The 18,099-nt window shown below is 43.5% G+C and carries 15 protein-coding genes, 1 tRNA gene and 1 rRNA gene; 8 read left to right on the plus strand and 9 right to left on the minus strand.

Features of this window, described 5'->3' with window-relative positions; translation table 11 throughout:
- Positions 1-226 precede the first annotated feature (226 nt).
- From AC5WJX_RS09965 to recA, 4 genes are all read left to right on the plus strand, one after another.
- A complete protein-coding gene (locus AC5WJX_RS09965; RefSeq protein ID WP_188624780.1) occupies positions 227-802 on the plus strand; it encodes an RNA polymerase sigma factor in 576 nt (191 codons plus the stop codon).
- An 84-nt stretch (positions 803-886) separates the two neighbouring features.
- Positions 887-1,087, plus strand: a complete 201-nt coding sequence (locus tag AC5WJX_RS09970) for a hypothetical protein (RefSeq protein WP_494484390.1) — start codon at positions 887-889, stop codon at positions 1,085-1,087.
- A gap of 430 nt (positions 1,088-1,517) precedes the next feature.
- On the plus strand, positions 1,518-2,192 hold the full coding sequence (gene nth / locus AC5WJX_RS09975) for an endonuclease III (RefSeq protein ID WP_494484391.1): 675 nt from the start codon (positions 1,518-1,520) through the stop codon (positions 2,190-2,192).
- 132 nt (positions 2,193-2,324) lie between these two features.
- Positions 2,325-3,338, plus strand: coding sequence for a recombinase RecA (recA, locus tag AC5WJX_RS09980; protein ID WP_440432167.1), 1,014 nt, complete (start codon positions 2,325-2,327; stop codon positions 3,336-3,338).
- A 158-nt stretch (positions 3,339-3,496) separates the two neighbouring features.
- Here recA and tsaD read toward each other — a convergent pair whose 3' ends face one another.
- A complete protein-coding gene (tsaD, locus tag AC5WJX_RS09985; RefSeq protein ID WP_494484392.1) occupies positions 3,497-4,498 on the minus strand; it encodes a tRNA (adenosine(37)-N6)-threonylcarbamoyltransferase complex transferase subunit TsaD in 1,002 nt (333 codons plus the stop codon).
- Positions 4,499-4,576: 78 nt separating this feature from the next.
- Between tsaD and AC5WJX_RS09990 the strand changes: the two genes are divergently transcribed.
- Entirely contained in the window at positions 4,577-9,112 is a 4,536-nt protein-coding gene (locus AC5WJX_RS09990; protein ID WP_494484393.1) for a translocation/assembly module TamB domain-containing protein, read from the plus strand.
- A 1-nt stretch (position 9,113) separates the two neighbouring features.
- Here the strand turns inward: AC5WJX_RS09990 and AC5WJX_RS09995 are convergent, their stop codons facing one another.
- The 3 genes from AC5WJX_RS09995 to AC5WJX_RS10005 form a co-directional block, all read right to left on the minus strand.
- The gene (locus AC5WJX_RS09995) at positions 9,114-10,325 is read right to left on the minus strand and encodes a bifunctional 3,4-dihydroxy-2-butanone-4-phosphate synthase/GTP cyclohydrolase II (protein WP_494484394.1); all 1,212 of its coding nucleotides are present in this window, start codon (positions 10,323-10,325) and stop codon (positions 9,114-9,116) included.
- A 236-nt stretch (positions 10,326-10,561) separates the two neighbouring features.
- A complete protein-coding gene (locus tag AC5WJX_RS10000) occupies positions 10,562-11,995 on the minus strand; it encodes an LptF/LptG family permease (RefSeq protein WP_494484395.1) in 1,434 nt (477 codons plus the stop codon).
- 29 nt (positions 11,996-12,024) lie between these two features.
- The gene (locus AC5WJX_RS10005) at positions 12,025-12,405 is read right to left on the minus strand and encodes an START-like domain-containing protein (RefSeq protein ID WP_188624774.1); all 381 of its coding nucleotides are present in this window, start codon (positions 12,403-12,405) and stop codon (positions 12,025-12,027) included.
- A 108-nt stretch (positions 12,406-12,513) separates the two neighbouring features.
- On the opposite strand from AC5WJX_RS10005, the gene AC5WJX_RS10010 reads away from it, so the two are divergent.
- The 3 genes from AC5WJX_RS10010 (at position 12,514) to AC5WJX_RS10020 (ending at position 13,631) form a co-directional block, all read left to right on the plus strand.
- Positions 12,514-12,590, plus strand: a tRNA-Met gene (locus tag AC5WJX_RS10010).
- Between the two features lie 403 nt (positions 12,591-12,993).
- Positions 12,994-13,122, plus strand: a complete 129-nt coding sequence (locus tag AC5WJX_RS10015) for a hypothetical protein (protein WP_494484396.1) — start codon at positions 12,994-12,996, stop codon at positions 13,120-13,122.
- A gap of 53 nt (positions 13,123-13,175) precedes the next feature.
- Positions 13,176-13,631 (plus strand): nuclear transport factor 2 family protein, encoded by a 456-nt coding sequence (locus AC5WJX_RS10020; RefSeq protein ID WP_494484397.1) that lies wholly within the window; start codon positions 13,176-13,178, stop codon positions 13,629-13,631.
- A 38-nt stretch (positions 13,632-13,669) separates the two neighbouring features.
- On the opposite strand, the gene AC5WJX_RS10025 is transcribed toward AC5WJX_RS10020, so the two are convergent.
- The 5 genes from AC5WJX_RS10025 to rrf form a co-directional block, all read right to left on the minus strand.
- On the minus strand, positions 13,670-14,737 hold the full coding sequence (locus tag AC5WJX_RS10025) for an SDR family oxidoreductase (RefSeq protein ID WP_494484398.1): 1,068 nt from the start codon (positions 14,735-14,737) through the stop codon (positions 13,670-13,672).
- Between the two features lie 143 nt (positions 14,738-14,880).
- Positions 14,881-15,108, minus strand: coding sequence for a hypothetical protein (locus tag AC5WJX_RS10030; RefSeq protein ID WP_440432181.1), 228 nt, complete (start codon positions 15,106-15,108; stop codon positions 14,881-14,883).
- A gap of 18 nt (positions 15,109-15,126) precedes the next feature.
- Positions 15,127-15,675 carry an SRPBCC family protein gene (locus AC5WJX_RS10035; RefSeq protein ID WP_494484399.1) on the minus strand — a complete coding sequence of 183 codons (549 nt, stop codon included), beginning with the start codon at positions 15,673-15,675 and terminating at the stop codon, positions 15,127-15,129.
- Between the two features lie 78 nt (positions 15,676-15,753).
- Positions 15,754-17,526 (minus strand): S8 family peptidase, encoded by a 1,773-nt coding sequence (locus AC5WJX_RS10040; protein WP_494484400.1) that lies wholly within the window; start codon positions 17,524-17,526, stop codon positions 15,754-15,756.
- A 312-nt stretch (positions 17,527-17,838) separates the two neighbouring features.
- Positions 17,839-17,950 (minus strand): 5S ribosomal RNA (rrf, locus tag AC5WJX_RS10045).
- Between the last annotated feature and the right edge of the window lie 149 nt (positions 17,951-18,099).

Below are 18,099 nucleotides of genomic sequence, written 5' to 3' on the forward strand. Positions count from 1 at the left end.
CTTAATTTAAGTTTTTTGGCCTGCCGCAATAAACTGGCCTAAGATTGATTTTTTAAGATTTTTTAACACTTCTTTGGCTGAATTGTGGAAAAAAAATGCTTCTTTTGAAAAGAATAACACAATATTTTGAAACCCCATCTTAAACCCCAATAAGGAGAAGCGCTATAGATAAAAACTCTACTAAATATTTTTTAGCAAAAGCAAGGAATTTAGTATGGAAGCTCCTATGAAGTTACAGTTAAACAGTGACCAGGATTTAGTGAAGTTATACCTTAACGGTGATGAATCAGTGTTGGAGGAACTTTTACGAAGACACAAAACCAAAATATATACCTCTATTTATTTGTTGGTAAAGGACCAGTATCTGGCGGAAGATATTTTCCAGGATACCTTTATCAAGGTAATTAACACACTTCGCTCCGGTCGTTATAATGAAGAAGGCAAGTTTTTGCCCTGGGTACTGCGTATCGCACATAACCTGGTTATCGATTATTTTAGAAAAGAAAAACGTACGCCGGTAATTACCAGCGCTGATGGCACCGACATCTTGAGCCTGTTACAGGTTAATGAAGAAAGTGCCGAAGACCGTTTATTGCGCGAACAGACCCATGCCGATCTCCGTGCGATGATCCATCTGCTGCCTGATGAACAAAAGGAAGTGCTGATTATGCGTCACTATGCGGACCTTAGTTTTAAGGAGATTGCAGATCTTACCGAGGTTAGCATCAACACTGCCCTGGGAAGGATGAGATATGCCCTTAGTAACCTGAGAAAAATGATGAAAGTTAAGGAAGTGACCTAATTCATAAATACACATTTTTTTAACGTTGAAGGTAAAATAAATGTTGACTTGTTGCGTTTTGATATAAAACTTAAAAACAATTTGATGCTTATGATAAAAACCTTTACTACAACGAATTGTGTAAACATTTTACATCAATCACAGGAAGCCTGTAATGCGCAGCATATGGATGAAAACGATGTAAAACTTTATGAGAGTCTAAAGCCCGAACTGGACAGGTTGTACTACACACCCTCCGACGAACTGATAGACCGCATTTTGGCTTATTCTAAAACAAGCCTCTAAGCATTGAGCTGCCCGAAAGGCAGCTTTTTTTTTAGGGTGTTGTGCCTGCAGATTGGTAAGAGCTTAGAACTTCTTGTCTGGCTTCTTGTCTATTTAATTGAAAATTTAGTTCGCTTGTAGGTGAACCATCTGTCGTATTCATAAATTCTATTGAAAGTTTCGTCTGATCGTGGATTTTTCATCGGGTTTTTAGGCTAGCTTAATCGCAGGTCAGAGATGCTGATGACCAACGACGTTCTTTGTTTTTGCTGAAGTGTTTTCTTTGACATGTAAAGCCTTAACCTGTTTGCAGGGATTCGAGTGCTGCTGATGCTTATGGATTGCTTTAGGTCAGTTTTACGGTCTTTGCGTTGTTTGCCGTTGATTGTTTAAGGATGGTAATATTCAGTTTGCCGCATTTCTGTTATCGAATAGTGGATTATATTTGTGTATGCTTAAAAAAGAAAGGTATCAGCAGTTTGTGACGCACTTCGCTGCAAAACAACCTGATGCTGAAACTGAACTCATTTACAACAATCCCTACCAACTACTGGTCGCTGTGATCTTATCAGCACAGTGTACAGACAAGCGAATCAACCAGATTACCCCTGCCCTCTTTCAACGCTTTCCCGATGCGAGGGCCTTGGCAGATGTTACGCCTGACATTGTTTTCGATTACATCAGGAGTGTGAGTTATCCAAACAATAAAGCTAAACACCTGGTGGGCATGGCAAAGATGCTCGTGAATGACTTTAACAGTCAGGTGCCATCCGATGTTAAAGAATTACAGAAGCTGCCTGGCGTGGGCCGGAAAACAGCAAATGTAATTGCTTCAGTGGTTTACAACGCACCTGCTATGGCCGTGGATACGCATGTGTTCCGGGTTTCGCGCCGGATCGGGTTGACGAATGGAAAAACAGTACTGGCGGTGGAGAAGGATCTGGTTAAAAATCTGCCGGAGGAACTGATTTACATCGCACACCATTGGCTGATCCTGCATGGTAGATATGTTTGCGTGGCAAGATCTCCGAAGTGCAGCATCTGTGAAATTACCCATATGTGCAGGTATTATGAAAGGATTACAAAACCAACTAAAAACATTAGTTTAAACAGCGAAAAAATATAATTATTTAAGGATCAAAGCTTTTTTATTGATAAAATAAATTGTACTTTTGCTAAAGTAATTAGCACAGACACACTGAATAATTGTTTTTCAAAACAATAGATATTCTATATTTACTCAAAGAATTTTAACAATATGAACCCAAACGCAGAAAAATTAAAAGCATTACAGCTTACCCTGGATAAGTTGGAAAAATCTTACGGTAAGGGTACTGTAATGAAGCTAGGCGATGCCGCAATAGAACAAGTCGAGTCGATCTCTACGGGTTCTATTAGTTTGGATATCGCTTTAGGCATTGGTGGTGTTCCTAAAGGCCGTGTGATAGAGATCTATGGCCCGGAGTCTTCAGGTAAAACCACATTAGCTACACACATTATTGCGGAAGCACAGAAAAAGGGCGGTGTAGCTGCGTTTATTGATGCAGAGCACGCGTTTGATAAATTTTATGCAAAGAAACTTGGCGTCGACGTAGAGAACCTTTTGATCTCTCAGCCAGATAATGGTGAGCAGGCACTTGAGATCGCTGATAACCTGATCCGTTCTGGTGCAATCGACGTGATCGTTATTGACTCGGTAGCTGCATTGGTACCTAAAGCGGAGATCGAAGGTGAAATGGGTGATTCCAAAATGGGATTACAGGCGCGTTTGATGTCTCAAGCTTTACGTAAACTTACAGGTACCATCGCTAAGACCGGCTGTTGCTGTATCTTCATCAACCAATTACGTGAAAAGATTGGGGTGATGTTCGGTAATCCGGAGACCACTACCGGTGGTAACGCATTGAAATTCTACGCTTCCGTACGTTTAGATATCCGCAGAACTTCTCAAATTAAAGATTCTGATGAGGTTTCTGGTAACAGGATCAAAGTGAAGATCGTTAAGAATAAAGTAGCTCCTCCTTTCCGTATTGCGGAATTTGACATTATGTTCAATCAGGGTATTTCTAAAGTTGGTGAGATCATTGACCTTGGTGTTGATTTTAACATCATCAAAAAAGCAGGTTCATGGTTCTCTTACGGAGATACTAAACTTGGACAAGGCCGTGATGCCGTTAAACAATTGCTTTTAGACAACCCAGAGTTATCTGATGAGATCGAAGCAAAAATCAGAGAAGAAGTTACCGGTGAAAAACTGGAAGAAAAAGAATAATCTGATTGCGTGACCGGAATCTAAGCAATCACCAATTCCAATAAAGGCATAGCATAATGCTATTATTAAAAACAAACAGCCCTGCATGATGAGTGCAGGGCTGTTTGTTTTTAAGGTATATGGATCAGGTTTGTTTTAAATAAACCTTTTGCAATACCCTAGAAAGGCATTCTGGATAGTGGCGCAACATCCTGGCCAACAAAGTCCTGGTTGATGTACTTGTAATGCGCAGCCATCGCGATCATGGCTGCATTGTCAGTGCAGTACTGAAATTGCGGGATGTATGTTTTCCAACCTAAGTCCTCTTCCATCTGTTTCAATGCTGCACGCAAGCCAGAGTTCGCGGATACACCGCCGGCAATTGCAATCTCCTTGATCCCGTATTGTACCGCTGCTTTCTTCAGCTTACCCAATAGGATCTGTACAATGCTATGTTGAACAGAGGCACAGATGTCATTCAAGTTTTCCGTAATAAAGTTTGGATCCGCTTTTACATGATCCCTGATGAAGTACAGGATAGCGGTTTTAAAACCACTGAAGCTATAATCCAGGTCCTTAATCTGTGGCACTGGAAACTTGTAGGCTAAAGGATTTCCAAGCTTGGCATGTTTATCGATCAACGGTCCTCCGGGATATGGCAGGTTCAGGATCTTGGCTGTTTTATCAAAGGCCTCACCCGCGGCATCATCCAGGGTTTCCCCTACGATCTCCATGTCGAAATAGTCCTTCACCAGAACAATCTGGGTATGTCCACCAGATACCGTGAGGCATAGGAATGGGAATGCCGGTTTAGGGTCATCGATGAAGTGCGCAAGGATATGGGCCTGCATATGATTCACAGAGATTAAAGGCACATTGAGCGCCAGCGCAAAAGACTTTGCAAAGGAAACACCCACCAATAAAGCACCCAATAAGCCTGGCCCTTGGGTAAAAGCGACAGCATCAATATCCTTTTTGTCAACCTGAGCATCAAGCAGTGCCTGATGGATTACAGGCACGATATTTTGCTGATGAACCCTGGATGCAAGTTCGGGGATTACACCGCCATAATTTTGGTGAATTGTTTGGTTTGCTATAACATTGGACGTAATTTTACCGTTGTTACAGACAGCAACGGATGTTTCATCACACGAAGACTCGATAGCAAGAATTATAGACACGATTTTTATTTATTAAGCTACAAAAATATCAAAAAACTATTAAAAATAATTCTTTGGCTGATTGCATCGGTTTTACTGTTGGTTGCTGTTCTTTTATTCTCCCTCCAGTTTAAACCGGTACAGACGTATGTCGCGAAAAAAGCAGCGGCATACCTTTCGAAAGAGCTGAATACCAGCATCTCCGTCACAGGGTTATATTTAAAACCTTTCAAGTCTGTAGTACTGGAAAATCTGGTGGTGCTTGACCAGGAAAAAGACACCTTGCTAAGCATGCCAAAGTTCATGGTCGACATGAACCAGCTATCCTTGAAAAAGCGCATTGTTGACGTGAACACCGTACAATTAAATGACGGTACCATTTACCTCAAACAATATAAAAGCGGTAAGAGCAACCTGGATTTTATCATAGATTACTTTGATTCGGGCGCCCAACCTACAACACCAAAAAAGAAGAAAGCTCCTTATAAGATCACTTTTGGAAGAGTGATCCTCAACAACGTCGGTTTCCGCTATGTAAACCAGAAATCATTGGCTAAGGTTCAAGGGGTAAACTTCGATGATGTGCATTTATCTGCACTGAATGGCATATTCGAGCAGTTGAACACCACGGATCACCTGATGCAGGCCAACATCAAAAACCTGACCTTCAAAGAGAAAAGCGGGTTTTACCTGAAGAACCTTTCTGCATTTACAACAATAGACTCTAATCAGATCGAACTGCAGAAGCTTTTATTGGTGACGAATGAAAGTAGGCTAAGGGACTACTTTCGGATGAAGTTTAAGAGTTTCAATGACTTTAATGACTACATCAACAAAGTGCGTATGAAGGCGAACTTTAAGGATAGTCACCTGTCTTCGAAGGACATCGCGTACTTTGCTCCTCAAGTTTCGGAGATGAACCTAAGCCTGGATATTGATGGGCGGATTGATGGTCTGGTAAAAAGCCTGGATGCAAAGGCACTATCGGTTAGGGCTGGAAAGGCAACCTACATCAAGGGCGACTTCGTAGTGAAAGGGCTCCCATACCTTAACGACACCTACATGGACCTGAAGGTCGATATGTTGGGCACCAATAAAAAGGACCTGGATGAGCTATTTACGAGGACCACGGGCAAGTCGGTAAAGGTTATTCCTGCAATCGTTTCGAAATTTGGCAATGTGAATTTCAATGGCCGTTTTACCGGCTTCCAAAATGATTTCATCGCTTACGGGGAGTTTAAGACTAAACTTGGCCGCCTGGTATCAGATGTAAACATGAAGATCAGTAAACAAGGCATTCCCTCATATTCCGGAAATGTCAAAAGCTACAACTTCAACATTGGCGAACTTTTGGATGAGGCATCTCTCGGCCGTGTGTCTGCTAGCGTAAATATTGAAGGTGTAGGCATGGAAATTCAAAGCCTCAAAGAAAAGGTCAACGGAAAGATCGACTATATTGACTTTAACAATTACCGGTTCCGGAATGCCGTCGTAAATGGAACCTTCGATAAAAAACTATTCGATGGAAGTCTGAAGCTAAACGACAAAAACATCAACCTGCTTTTTGATGGTACCGTGGATCTAAATCCAAAGCTGCCGGTGTTCAACTTCAACGCAACGTTGAAGGAGGCGAAGCTGAAGTCCATCAAGCTCATTAAGGATTCGTTGAAAGTAGATGCAGTATTCGCCACCAATTTCAGCGGAAACAACCTGAATAATATTCAAGGGAACCTGCTGATATCGCACGTCAAGCTCACCAACCCTAAAGGGGTCTACAATGTCGACTCCCTGGAGCTGAACGCTGCAGGCCTGGGTACGGATCGTACACTTTCGATCCGCTCCGATATTTTTGATGCAAGTATTAAAGGCCAATATGACCTCAATTCTATTCCCGCCTACTACCAGGCGCTGGCAAAGACCTACATCCCCTCGCTGAAAACCTCTTCGACTAAATACAACGATCAGATCTTTGAGTTCAACCTCCTGGTGAAACGTTTTGAACCAATTGCAGAGCTGGTAGCACCAGGCCTGGAGATCGAGGATCAGGCGATATTGGTTGGTAATTTCAACTCCAAAGCTAACATTGCGACCCTAAACGGCTTCGTACGCAAGATCAAATATCAAGGGGTGACGGTCAACAATCTGATCCTGGATGAAAATACCACCACTAACCAGCTACAGGCCATCATCACCTCAGACCGTGTGGACCTTAATGACAGCTTGTACATCAAGAACGTCAATATATCTAACGTGCTGCGCAATGACAGCCTTGCCTTAAACATCAAGCTATCGAACGCTGACGATGTCAACCAACTTGACTTAAATGGGCTGGTAGAATTTGCTGGTGATACGACAGCCAGGGTCAGTATATTACCTTCACTAGTGAAAATAAATAACGAGGACTGGAAAATTGAAGAAAAGGTAAGGATCAACTTTGCCAACGGCAAAACGGAGATCAGGAATTTTGAACTTACAAACGGTAGCCAGATGTTAAGCATCAACGGTAGCCTTTCTAAAAACCCGGCCGATCTGCTGAACCTCGGCCTTAAAGACTTTAGCCTGGAAACACTTAATCCCTTCGTGAAAACGCTGGGCATTAAGTTGTATGGAAAAGCGAATGGATATACCAGGTTTGCCAGCCTATTGGCTTCGCCGAAGATTAGCGACAGCCTGAGGATTGACTCACTCATGTTGAATGAGACTTACATCGGCAGCCTGGTCGACACCTCCTCATTCGATGGTACAAAAAAAGCAGCAAACATCTACACCAGGATATTTACAAACGATGCGGAGACCTTTAAGTTAGATGGCCAGCTCGACCTTGCAGAAAAACAGATAGATCTGGATGTAATCATGAATGAAAGTAAGCTTGCTGTACTGGAACCTTTCGTGAAGAATCTAGTTTCTGACCTGAAAGGCAGCATTTCTTCCGACATCAAAGTGCGCGGTTCATTCGAGAAACCAGAAATTAATGGTAAGATCGGTTTAAACCATGCACAGCTCACCGTAAATTACCTTAAGACCGCTTATACGATCTCACAATCGGTAGAGGTTGATAACAGCGTTATCCGGATTGATGACCTGCGTTTGAAGGACATTAATGGCAACATTGCCACTGCAAATGGCTCGGTGGATTTAAACAACATTAGCAATCCTGTGCTGAATATCGACATTGACGCGCAGAACTTCATGGCGCTGAATACCAGTTCTAAAGACAATCCGCTGTACTTTGGACAGGCTTTCGCATCAGGAAACTTCCGGTTCAAAGGACCAGTAAACCAGATGTTCATCGGTATAGATGCCAAAGCGGAAAAAGGAACCGTCTTCAATCTGCCACTCAACAGCTCGGAAACGGTCTCCAGTAAAGACTTCATCACCTTTGTACCTAAAGACACTGCTAAGGTGGTTAAAAAGGCCACCACGTTCGAAGGTTTAACCATGAGCTTCAAGCTTTCCATCGATCCAAATACAACGGCCAATATCTTTACAACATTAGGCAATCTCAGTGGCAGAGGTAATGCAGACCTGAACCTGGAAATCAACAGCTACGGCGACTTTGAGATGTCTGGCGACTATATCATCGAGTCCGGTAACTTCGACTTTACCGCCCAGGAAGTTATTAACAAGAAGTTCACCATCAGGCAGGGCGGCAGTATCCGCTGGACTGGAAATCCGCTGAATGCACAAATCCAGCTTAAGGCCATTTACTCCCTTCGTGCAAGTCTGGGCGAGCTGTATACGGCGGCAAACAGAACGACTAACAATACTGGAAACGATCGGGAACTTACAGAGGTTGAGATGGGTCTATCAGGACTGCTTCTAAAACCAGACATCAAACTGGACATCTTCTTCCCATCCAATCCAGGAATTAAAGAGGAATTCCAGGCCTACTTCAACGACATGAACAACATGAACCTGCAGGCATTGAGTCTGATCATCAGAAGGAGCTTTGCGCCGGGAACTGGTGCCGATCTCGGTGAGCAGTTAACTTCAGGGGTCACGAGCACCGCAACAGAATTGCTGTTCAACCAGTTCAACAATGTGCTTTCCTCTCTAAATCTCGACTTTGTCGATATCAATATCAGATCATTAAGCGAAGCCAATGCATCCTTTAAATTCTTCAACGAACGGATTGTGTTAAACGCAGGTATTGTTGACAGGCGAAGCAGCAATGACCTTGCCCTTATCGGATTTTCCAAAAACAATGTAGGTGGCGAGGTGGAAGTACTTGCACTCATCAAAAAAGATGGTTCCCTGGTTGGTAAGCTTGCAAATAAACCCCCAACGCAGCAAAACCTGTTTGTCAATTCGGGAATAAACCAGTACAACAACAACGTCACATCACTCGGCCTGATCTATACCCAGCAATTCGATTCCTTCAAGGAATTTCTGCAAAAAATAACCGGAGAATTCAGACGTAATCAACAAAAGAAAGCGGCACAGGAGCTGGCAGAGAAAGAAGCTGCAGAGAAGAAAGCACAGCAGGAAAAGGAGAAGGCCGCCAGAGAGAAGGAAGCGAGACAGGTACCAGTAAATGGATCTACCAGCGCCCGGAACAACGACAGGGAAGTTCCTAAACGAGAACAGCCCCTGAATACAGAGGCTGTTCTTGAAGATAGACAAAGGAAAAAATAGCTTAGCCTTTCATAATATGATGACCCATTTTATCTCTTTTAGTTTTGAGATATTGTTCATTGTGCACGTTGCTTTGAATCTCAATCGGAATATTCTCCACGATCTCTAATCCGTAACCAAGTAGGCCGGCACGTTTTGTTGGGTTATTAGACATTAATTTCATTTTAGTTACCCCTTGCGCACGCAAGATCTGTGCACCTACGCCATAGTCGCGCTCATCTCCTTTAAAACCGAGTTTAATGTTGGCTTCAACGGTATCAAAACCAGCATCCTGCAGGTTGTAAGAGCGTAGTTTGTTTACCAGACCAATACCGCGGCCTTCCTGATTCATGTAAACAATCAGACCTTTACCTTCACGTTCAATCATCTCCATCGCTTTATGCAACTGCGGTCCGCAATCACAGCGGCAGGATCCGAAGATATCGCCAGTCATACATGAACTATGCACACGCACAAGTACAGGCTCATCTTCCGCCCAGGTACCCTTACTTAAAGCAAGGTGCGTAGCGTTGTTGTCAATCTGAGTGTAAGCAGTCATCTTAAATTCACCAAATTCTGTAGGCAGGTTCACGGTAACTTCCGGAATAACCATGCTTTCTTTAGACAGGCGGTAAGTGATTAAATCTTTAATCGCTACAATTTTCAGCTGGTGCTGTTCTGCGATTTTTATTAGATCTGGAAGACGCGCCATTTCACCATCATCCTTCATGATCTCTACAAGTACACCAGCAGGTTCCATACCCGCTAATCTTGCAAGATCAACAGAGGCCTCTGTATGCCCTGAACGGCGTAGTACCCCACCGTCTTTTGCCCTAAGCGGGAAAATGTGGCCCGGTCTACCCAACTCTTTGGGATCTGTATTCGGGTTTATTAAAGCTTTTATGGTTTTTGAACGGTCGGAAGCAGAAATACCAGTAGTACAACCATGGCCAATCAGATCGACAGATACCGTGAAATTCGTTTCGTAAGCAGCAGTGTTTTTTCCAACCATCAACTCGAGGTTAAGCTCATCACAACGCTGTTCGGTTAAGGTTGCGCAGATTAAACCTCTGCCGTAAGTTGCCATGAAATTGATCACCTCTGGCGTGGCATTCGCAGCAGTGGTTACGAAGTCACCCTCATTTTCCCTGTCTTCATCATCTACAACTATAATTACTTTACCAGCTTTTAAGTCTTGAACGGCTTCCTCTATCGTATTTAACTTGATGTCCATTGTTAGAATTTTAAAGTACTAAACGCTGGTTATAACCAACCAGACCAATTTAGAACCTATACAAAGTTACAACCTTAAAAGATATTTTCGGGCAATTTATATCACAGATAAGTAATCAATCCTTTGAAGAAAATCAACACCTATTTTCAAATAGAATGCCTGCTGTTTGTACCTGCAATCCCTTTAGTTACTGCTGCTATTTTAACAGCCGATTGAAACAGATTGTACGCGATACCTTACCCAGCAATCTTCTTTTTCCTTTTAAAAAGATTGATCACTAAGCTCTTGTAATATCCGGCATCAAACAGTGCAGAATCAACCGTTGCTTTATACGTCAGGAAACCTGCGAGCGGGCTCAGCAGTATAATAGCCATCCATGCACCCGCAACCGGTTGCAGGTTACCTTGCACCGCAGATTTTTCGGACACGGTAGAAATGATGTGGTAGATCAAAAAGAAAATTACAGCCATCACTACCGGTAAGCCCATACCGCCTTTGCGGATAATGGCGCCAAGCGGTGCGCCAATAAAGAACAGCAATATACAGGACACCGCAAGCGTGTACTTCTTCCAGTATTCAATATCGATTTTGATCAGGTTGATCGATTTCTCCTGGTGCTCCGTTTTACGCACTACAGCAGATTGATGAACGGCATTCGCGATATCCAGCGCACTTTGAGCCACCATTGCTCGTTCATCTTTAGGAATATTATTCATGACATCGCCTTTTACAACGATAGGTTTAATTTTGATCTTGGTATATCCTTTAGTGTAATTGTTTTGCTTGTAATAGCTACCGATGTTCTCTTTCGCTACTTTGTTTAGGCTATCCAGTTCCTTGGTCAGCGAATCCTTTTTATGAACCAGACCTTTCAAATTAAGCATCGCATTGTTGGACCTGAAGCTATTCTCATCCGTCTTATTCATCTTAAAGCTAGAGAGGTCAAACGGAACATCCGTTTGTTTAAAGCGTATGCGATATAGTTCCTGACGGGGATTATAGTAGGAATTTTTGCCCGGGGATTCCTGATAACGCACGCCATCTTTAAGCTTCAAAAGCAAGGTGTTATTATCAGGCGTTTTATTCATGGTGCCTTCTTTCGCCATGATGATGTTGGCAATATCGTTTTTGTCGTTCGCTTGATAGATCATGATGCCTTCAAGGCGACCATCGTCCCATTTCTTATCCACGCGGATACTGTATCCAGGAATACTGTTGTTGAACACCCCTTCTTTAATCAGGAAAGCAAGCTTTTTATTGCGGATGTCCCAGAGCAAAGAACCAAACTTGAGATTGGTCTTTGGAAGCATGTATTCAGAGAAGAGAAATGCACTCACAGAGAGCATGATGATGACCACAAACAAGGGCATCATTGCTTTTTGAAGCGAAACACCTGCAGATTTTATCGCTACAAGCTCATAGTTCTCCCCCAGGGTACCGAAGGTCATGATTGAAGATAAGAGTACCGCCAGTGGAAGTGCCATAGCTACCTGGGCAGCAGAGGCATAGAACATCAGCTCCAGAATTACATACCATTCAAAACCCTTCCCGATTAAATCGTCGACGTACTTAAACAGGAAAAACATGAGCAAGATAAACATCACCACAAAGAACGTGACGATGAAAGGCCTTACAAAGGCATTGATCAATAGAATATGAATCTTTTTCAAGATGCAAAGGTACGCAAAGGTGTTTAAAATCAGGCACCGATCACGCTATGTAAATAGGTAATCTGGTTGTCCCAGATCTGGGTACGTTCGTTTAAAGTTTCATCCGTCGCGAAGTCGGTAATTGACAGTGCAACATCATTGGTTAGCTCGTCCTGCACGATCTCCATTTCGAAATAACAATGCGGATCATCTTCAAGCCATTTGAATTTCACGAGCCTGTTCTCTTTTATGCTAAGCAGCTTCGCTTTTTGCACTTCCCCATCCCAGCTGAAAGTGTAAACCTGATCACGGAACAATACATCATCGGCAAACCATTGCGAGAGTCCATTGGGTTCGCTTATAAAGCTAAATAAGATACGCGGTGACGATTTTAACTCGTACTCTAACGTAAATTTCTTCTTTTCTGACATTGTAAGTCCCTCTTCCTGAATTTAATCGAACAATTTTAATTTTTTTCTTTCTAAAGAAAAGTAATTTATTCTATATTTGCAACTCTTTAAAAAATAACCATAATGCCCGGCGGGGTAGCTCAGATGGTTAGAGCGCAGGATTCATAACCCTGAGGTCGGCAGTTCGATCCTGCTCCCCGCTACCAGGAAAGCCAATATAACATTAAACTGTTATATTGGCTTTTTTTATGGCTTTAATTCTTAAAGCAACGCTTTACCAGGCTGATTTTTAGTATCTTAACTTATTGATTCAGCCCTATGATATACCGGTTGTTTACTGCTACCTCACACCTCCGTGGGTATTTCAGGATGTATCATCTGCTACATTTCAAGTTCCAGGGTACGGATGTGAGTCCCCGGAATTGTATTATCCGCGACCAGAGCAGTGCCTCACCTTCGATCCGCTGGGCGCGTTACTGGCATCAACAAACACGAAGGCGATACGCAAACGCTAGGTTACAGCTACCTCTCTAGGCAACAAACCGCTCCATATGAACTACAGTTCAGCGGAGAATACCTGATGTTGAAAGTCATTTTAAACAAGGAGTATTGTACCGCTTACTCGGCATTCCCGTACAGGAATTCGGAAGCAACTATCTTGATGCTGAACAGGTTATTCCAAAGGATGTACAGCTGGTTAACGACCGTCTCTGCATTGCAGCAGCTATGAAAACATGATCGAAGATTAAAAGCAGTGTCCATCAACCGCATTTAAAGAAATTTCAAGCGTTATGAAAAATTTAAAAACACCAATTCTGCTATTACTTACTTTAGCTGCGCCCTTAAGCTTATCGGCTCAGAAAGCAACAGAGTCACAGATCAGACAGCTGGAGGCCTTGGAGGTTCAAGCTGTTCTAAAGGGTGATACAACTACCCTGTTCAATAAACTCTGGGCACCAGAATTCATTGTAAATAACCCTGCAAACCTGGTGGTCACCAAAAACGATGTGGCAACCCTGATTCGCAATGGGAAACTCAACTACGAACATTTTGATCGCATCATAGAAAAGGTTTCCATTGTTGACAACATCGCCATTGTGATGGGCCGGGAGGAGATCCGGGCCCAGGGCGTTAGCGATCATGCGGGCAAAGCGCTCACCAGACGATACACGAACATCTGGATGAAACGAAATGGAAGCTGGAAGGCCATTGCCCGGCAAGCTACAATCGCCGCGGTGGAACAATAACTACCTTCCAGCCTGCATAAACATCTTATACCATACCATTAAGGTATGATCCGCTCGGCGCGCAGGGTTTCAAACAACTCGTAAAAAGAATCCTTCGTAGCCTTATAAGCCGTAAAGCCCAATTTCCTGCTTTTCGCCATATCCGTCATCACCTCTATAGGCCGGCCTAGATCCAGATCGGTGTGCCATGGAGAAGCCAGGCGCGCCAGATCAGACTCTTTCAAGTTGTACTTATCAGCCATCTCCCGCCAAAGAACATGGTCGCGGGCCATTTCTGCTTCAAGCGGCTGAACCTCGCCATCCCAGCCTGCAACCTCAACATCAAACCATGCCGCAAGCTGCTTCCACAGCCAGCTCCAACGAAATACATCACCATTGCTGATGTTAAAAGCCTGATTTGCTGCCGCCTCAGTAGTAGCTGCCCAAAGTAGCTGTTCTGCAAGAATTCTGGCATCCGTCACGTCCGACAGTCCATTCCACTGTGCTTCAGAACCCGGCCAGCGGAAGGGCCTGCCCGTTTCCTTACATATGCTAGCATAGACAGCCAAAGTGGTGCCCATGTTCATGAGATTACCCACCGCTTTGCCAATCACACTATGCGGACGATGAATACTCCAGGTAAAACCATCGCGTTCAGCTGCCCCATAAACCTCATCTTCCTGTGCGTAATAGAAGTTCTCAATTTCCAGGCGCGGATGCTCCTCCCTCACCGGGGTTTCCGGAAGCGTCCCAGATTTTGCATAGGCATCGAAAGGACCCAGATAATGCTTCAGCCCAGTCACCAGTGCCACATGTTTAACCGATTTCTTAGGGGAAAGCACGTCCAGAACATTGCGAACCATACTGCTGTTTACCGCAATATTCTCCGCTTCCGTGTCTTTACGCATCCATGTGGTGATGAAAACGTGTGTAGGCGCGATCGATGCCAAAGCTTTTTCCAAGCTATCCACATTTAATAAATCGGCTTGTACCGGATGCAATCCTTGCATCTCTGTATTTGGGTTTCGAGCAAGTCCATACGTAATCCAACCTTCAGCAATCAGCTTTTCAGCAAGATTGCTACCGGTGATGCCGCTGGCACCTACAATTAATGCGATATTATTCATGTTATAAGCAACGATACAGAGGAGATTTTGTTTCCGGTTAATTACTAAAGGCGGAGTGGCCGGGTACGCGGAACAGGCGCAGGGAAAGAAAAGCGCCGACCTGCAATGCAGACCGACGCTTTGAAAGCCATATTCATATTTATCTACTTCTTGACCGGTTGTAAGCCACCGCTGGAATCTACGGTTAGTCGATCAGTACTCTCTTTAACTGCACTATCCACCAACTGGAGTGAATCTGAAGAGGATGTATCAAAGGATGTGGTATCGTTGATGGTACTATCTGCTGCAGCATCATTATTTTCAGGGGAGCTACCACAGGCGGCCAATCCGATTGCGGCTACCGCCAGCAAGGAGAAAAAGTATCTTTTCATATATAAGGGTTTAGGTTATTATTGATCTTGTAGCGGATTCTGACTGCCATAATCAGGTTTACCTTCCTGGTCCATAGCAGAACTGCTGGCATCCTGTTGTGGCGCATCATCATTCCCATGGCCAGACTCCAGGAAAGAAGCAAGTTTGGAAAGCTCCTCATCCCAGGCAGATGCCTTTGGTTTTAGAGATTCCTGCTGTTCATCTTCCAGCTGACTGATGCTTATGCTACTACCCGAATCTGAGCTTTCAAACAGCACTTCCAGCTTGTAGGCACTGTTTAATTTCTCATCAGGCAATTGCCAGTTCCAGGTATATACAAGACGCTTATGCGGCTCAACTTCCTGGTAGCTGCCATCTATTTTCAGGCTTGTGCCCTCCTGCCCTTCAAACTGGTAAGCGATCTTTCCACCTTCACGCATTTCATTCTCCACCTGGATCAGCGTTAAGCCCATCGGCTTCCACCATTGTTTCAATTGTTCAGCATCTGTCCATGCCTTGTATAAAGCCTCTACAGGAGCTTGAAAGGTTTTATTGGCATGCAATGTCGATTGTCCATTAGATTCCATAAAGATGATTTTCTTGTTAAAACATCCTTCAGAAAATATTGTGTTAAAATTCTAAATAAAACTGTATCGCACAACCTTTTAGTTTGCGTGCTGCGTCATCTCAGCAGCCAGTTTCATCGCATTGTAAGCATTAACAATTCCGCCTGTACGGGATAGCTCCGAAAACAGAATCCTGCCGGACGCCCCCTTTCCATCCTGATGTTTGACCTTACGATCCACCTTTCTTACAGATTTAAGAATGATGTCTTTCACCTGCAGCGCCGATAGCTCGGGATAGTAGCTTAAGATCAATGCAGCAAGTCCGGAAACCACTGGCGCAGCCATACTTGTACCATCAAATTCCTCATATTTGGATCCCGGAACAGTTGAATTGATCATGAATCCCGGTGCAAAAACATCTACGGTGTACTTCCCGTAGTTGGAAAAGGATGCTTTAAGTTCGTCATCCTCTTTATAGGCACTTGCACCTACTTCAATCCAGTTTTTTGCATGTGGAAGATCAAATTTTGTGGTGTCCAGCAAGGGCTTAAGCGGCCCCTTACCTCTATTCAATCGTGGATCCGGACTGGATGGCATCCGGTTACCTTGACCACGCAGTGGCGGTGGCGTAAAAAGATCTTCAATAGGTTTCTTGACCTTCTTGTAATATGCTGCGGAAGCCTCGCTATCGTAATACTTTGTTGGAAACACATCTGCCTTATCGTTGTTCAGGTTATCATTACCGGCAGCATGAACCAGTAACACACCTTTTTCTTCCGCGTATTTAATAGCTTCGTCAACTACAGCTTTGTCCCATTTGAAGTTCTTACCAAAACTCATGTTGATAATCCTTGCACCATTGTCTACCGCATATCGGATGCCGTTCGCAACATCTTTATCGCGCTCATCACCCTCTGGAACCACACGGATAGGCATGATCAACACACTTTCTGCCACACCCTTTATCCCAATGTTATTCGCACGGTTCGCCGCGATGATCCCGGACACATGGGAGCCATGTTCCGCCCGCGGGCCCATTACATCGTTGTTTCCATAATTGCGCTCACGTCCGTTAGCATAATCATCACCAACCAGACTATCACGAACGTCATACTTAGGATTCAAATTATACTTGAGTGTAATCTCGGTACCTTCGTAAGCCTTTTTAATGTCTTTATAGAACTCGGGATAACCGCCACTTTCTCTGCTACCTTTACGAATGATCTTTTTAACCTGCTCTTCAATCTCGTCCCCGGGCTTGTAAGCCTCGATGTCCTCAAGTGAAGGCATCTTTTTCTTAGTCACTGAAGCTACGGAGTCCAGAAGTTGATTAATGGCGAAAAGAACCCGGTAATTCTGGTCAGCATCATCATATTTTCTACCGAGTTCGGCAGTTACGCGCCGGTATAATGCGAATTCCTCCTTGCTCAGGCTGTCCAGGTTCTTGGTGCTGGTGGTCGATTTATACTTAGGACTAAGCTTCCGGTAAATTCTTACCAGTTCCAGGTTGTCATAAACCAAATTCCCCTTCTTAGAACCAATGAAGTTCCATCCATGTACATCATCGACATAGCCGTTTCCATCATCATCAATGCCGTTACCGGGAATCTCCTTTTTATTCGTCCAGATCTTACCCTTCAGGTCTTCATGATTGATGTCTACACCGCCATCAATTACGGCTACGATTACTTCCTGTTTAGCTTTTTTGCTATGGAGCAACTCTTTATAGGCTTTTTCGGTACTGATGCCGAAATAACCACTTTCAACAACATCTAAATTAAACCAGTTTTCAGGTAACTTAACCTTCTTGTCTTGTGCCTGACTACCAATGCTGCAGCAGAGCAGCAATAACCATATTAATTTATATCTCATCTATGTATTTGTGTGTTAGCCTAACCAAAAATAATGCCTACTGTAAGCAAGAACTTAAACGCAGTTCAACTTGCAGATGATACAAAATAAAGGTAACATTCCCGAAGATAATCAAAAGGAACCCGAGGCCGAAATACCAGAAGGTCATAGAAGAAATCAACCAGTTTCCCTTATCTGAGAAGGTTGAATAACATTATCTCAACATTGGAACTTATAAGAGGCATCCACGGCTCATTAATTAGACTAACAAAATCTAAAAACCCGTATAAACAAGAAAAGCCTGCAAGTTTATACTTACAGGCTTTCTTTAAGATTTGGCACCGACCTACTCTCCCACGTGTTACCGCAGTACCATCGGCTCTGGTGGGCTTAACTTCTCTGTTCGGAATGGGAAGAGGTGGACACCACCGATATAGGCACCTAAATATTTTTAATGTTATTTAAGCTATCTATCTCTCGATTGATTGGTATTCAATAACAATGACATATTATTGAAAGAAGTTAGTTCCAGAAGAACAAACAACAGTATTCTGCTTTTGAAAGCTTCGGATGATTAGTATTACTCGACTATGC

The sequence above is a fragment of the Pedobacter sp. NEAU-ZC8 genome (assembly GCF_059278965.1).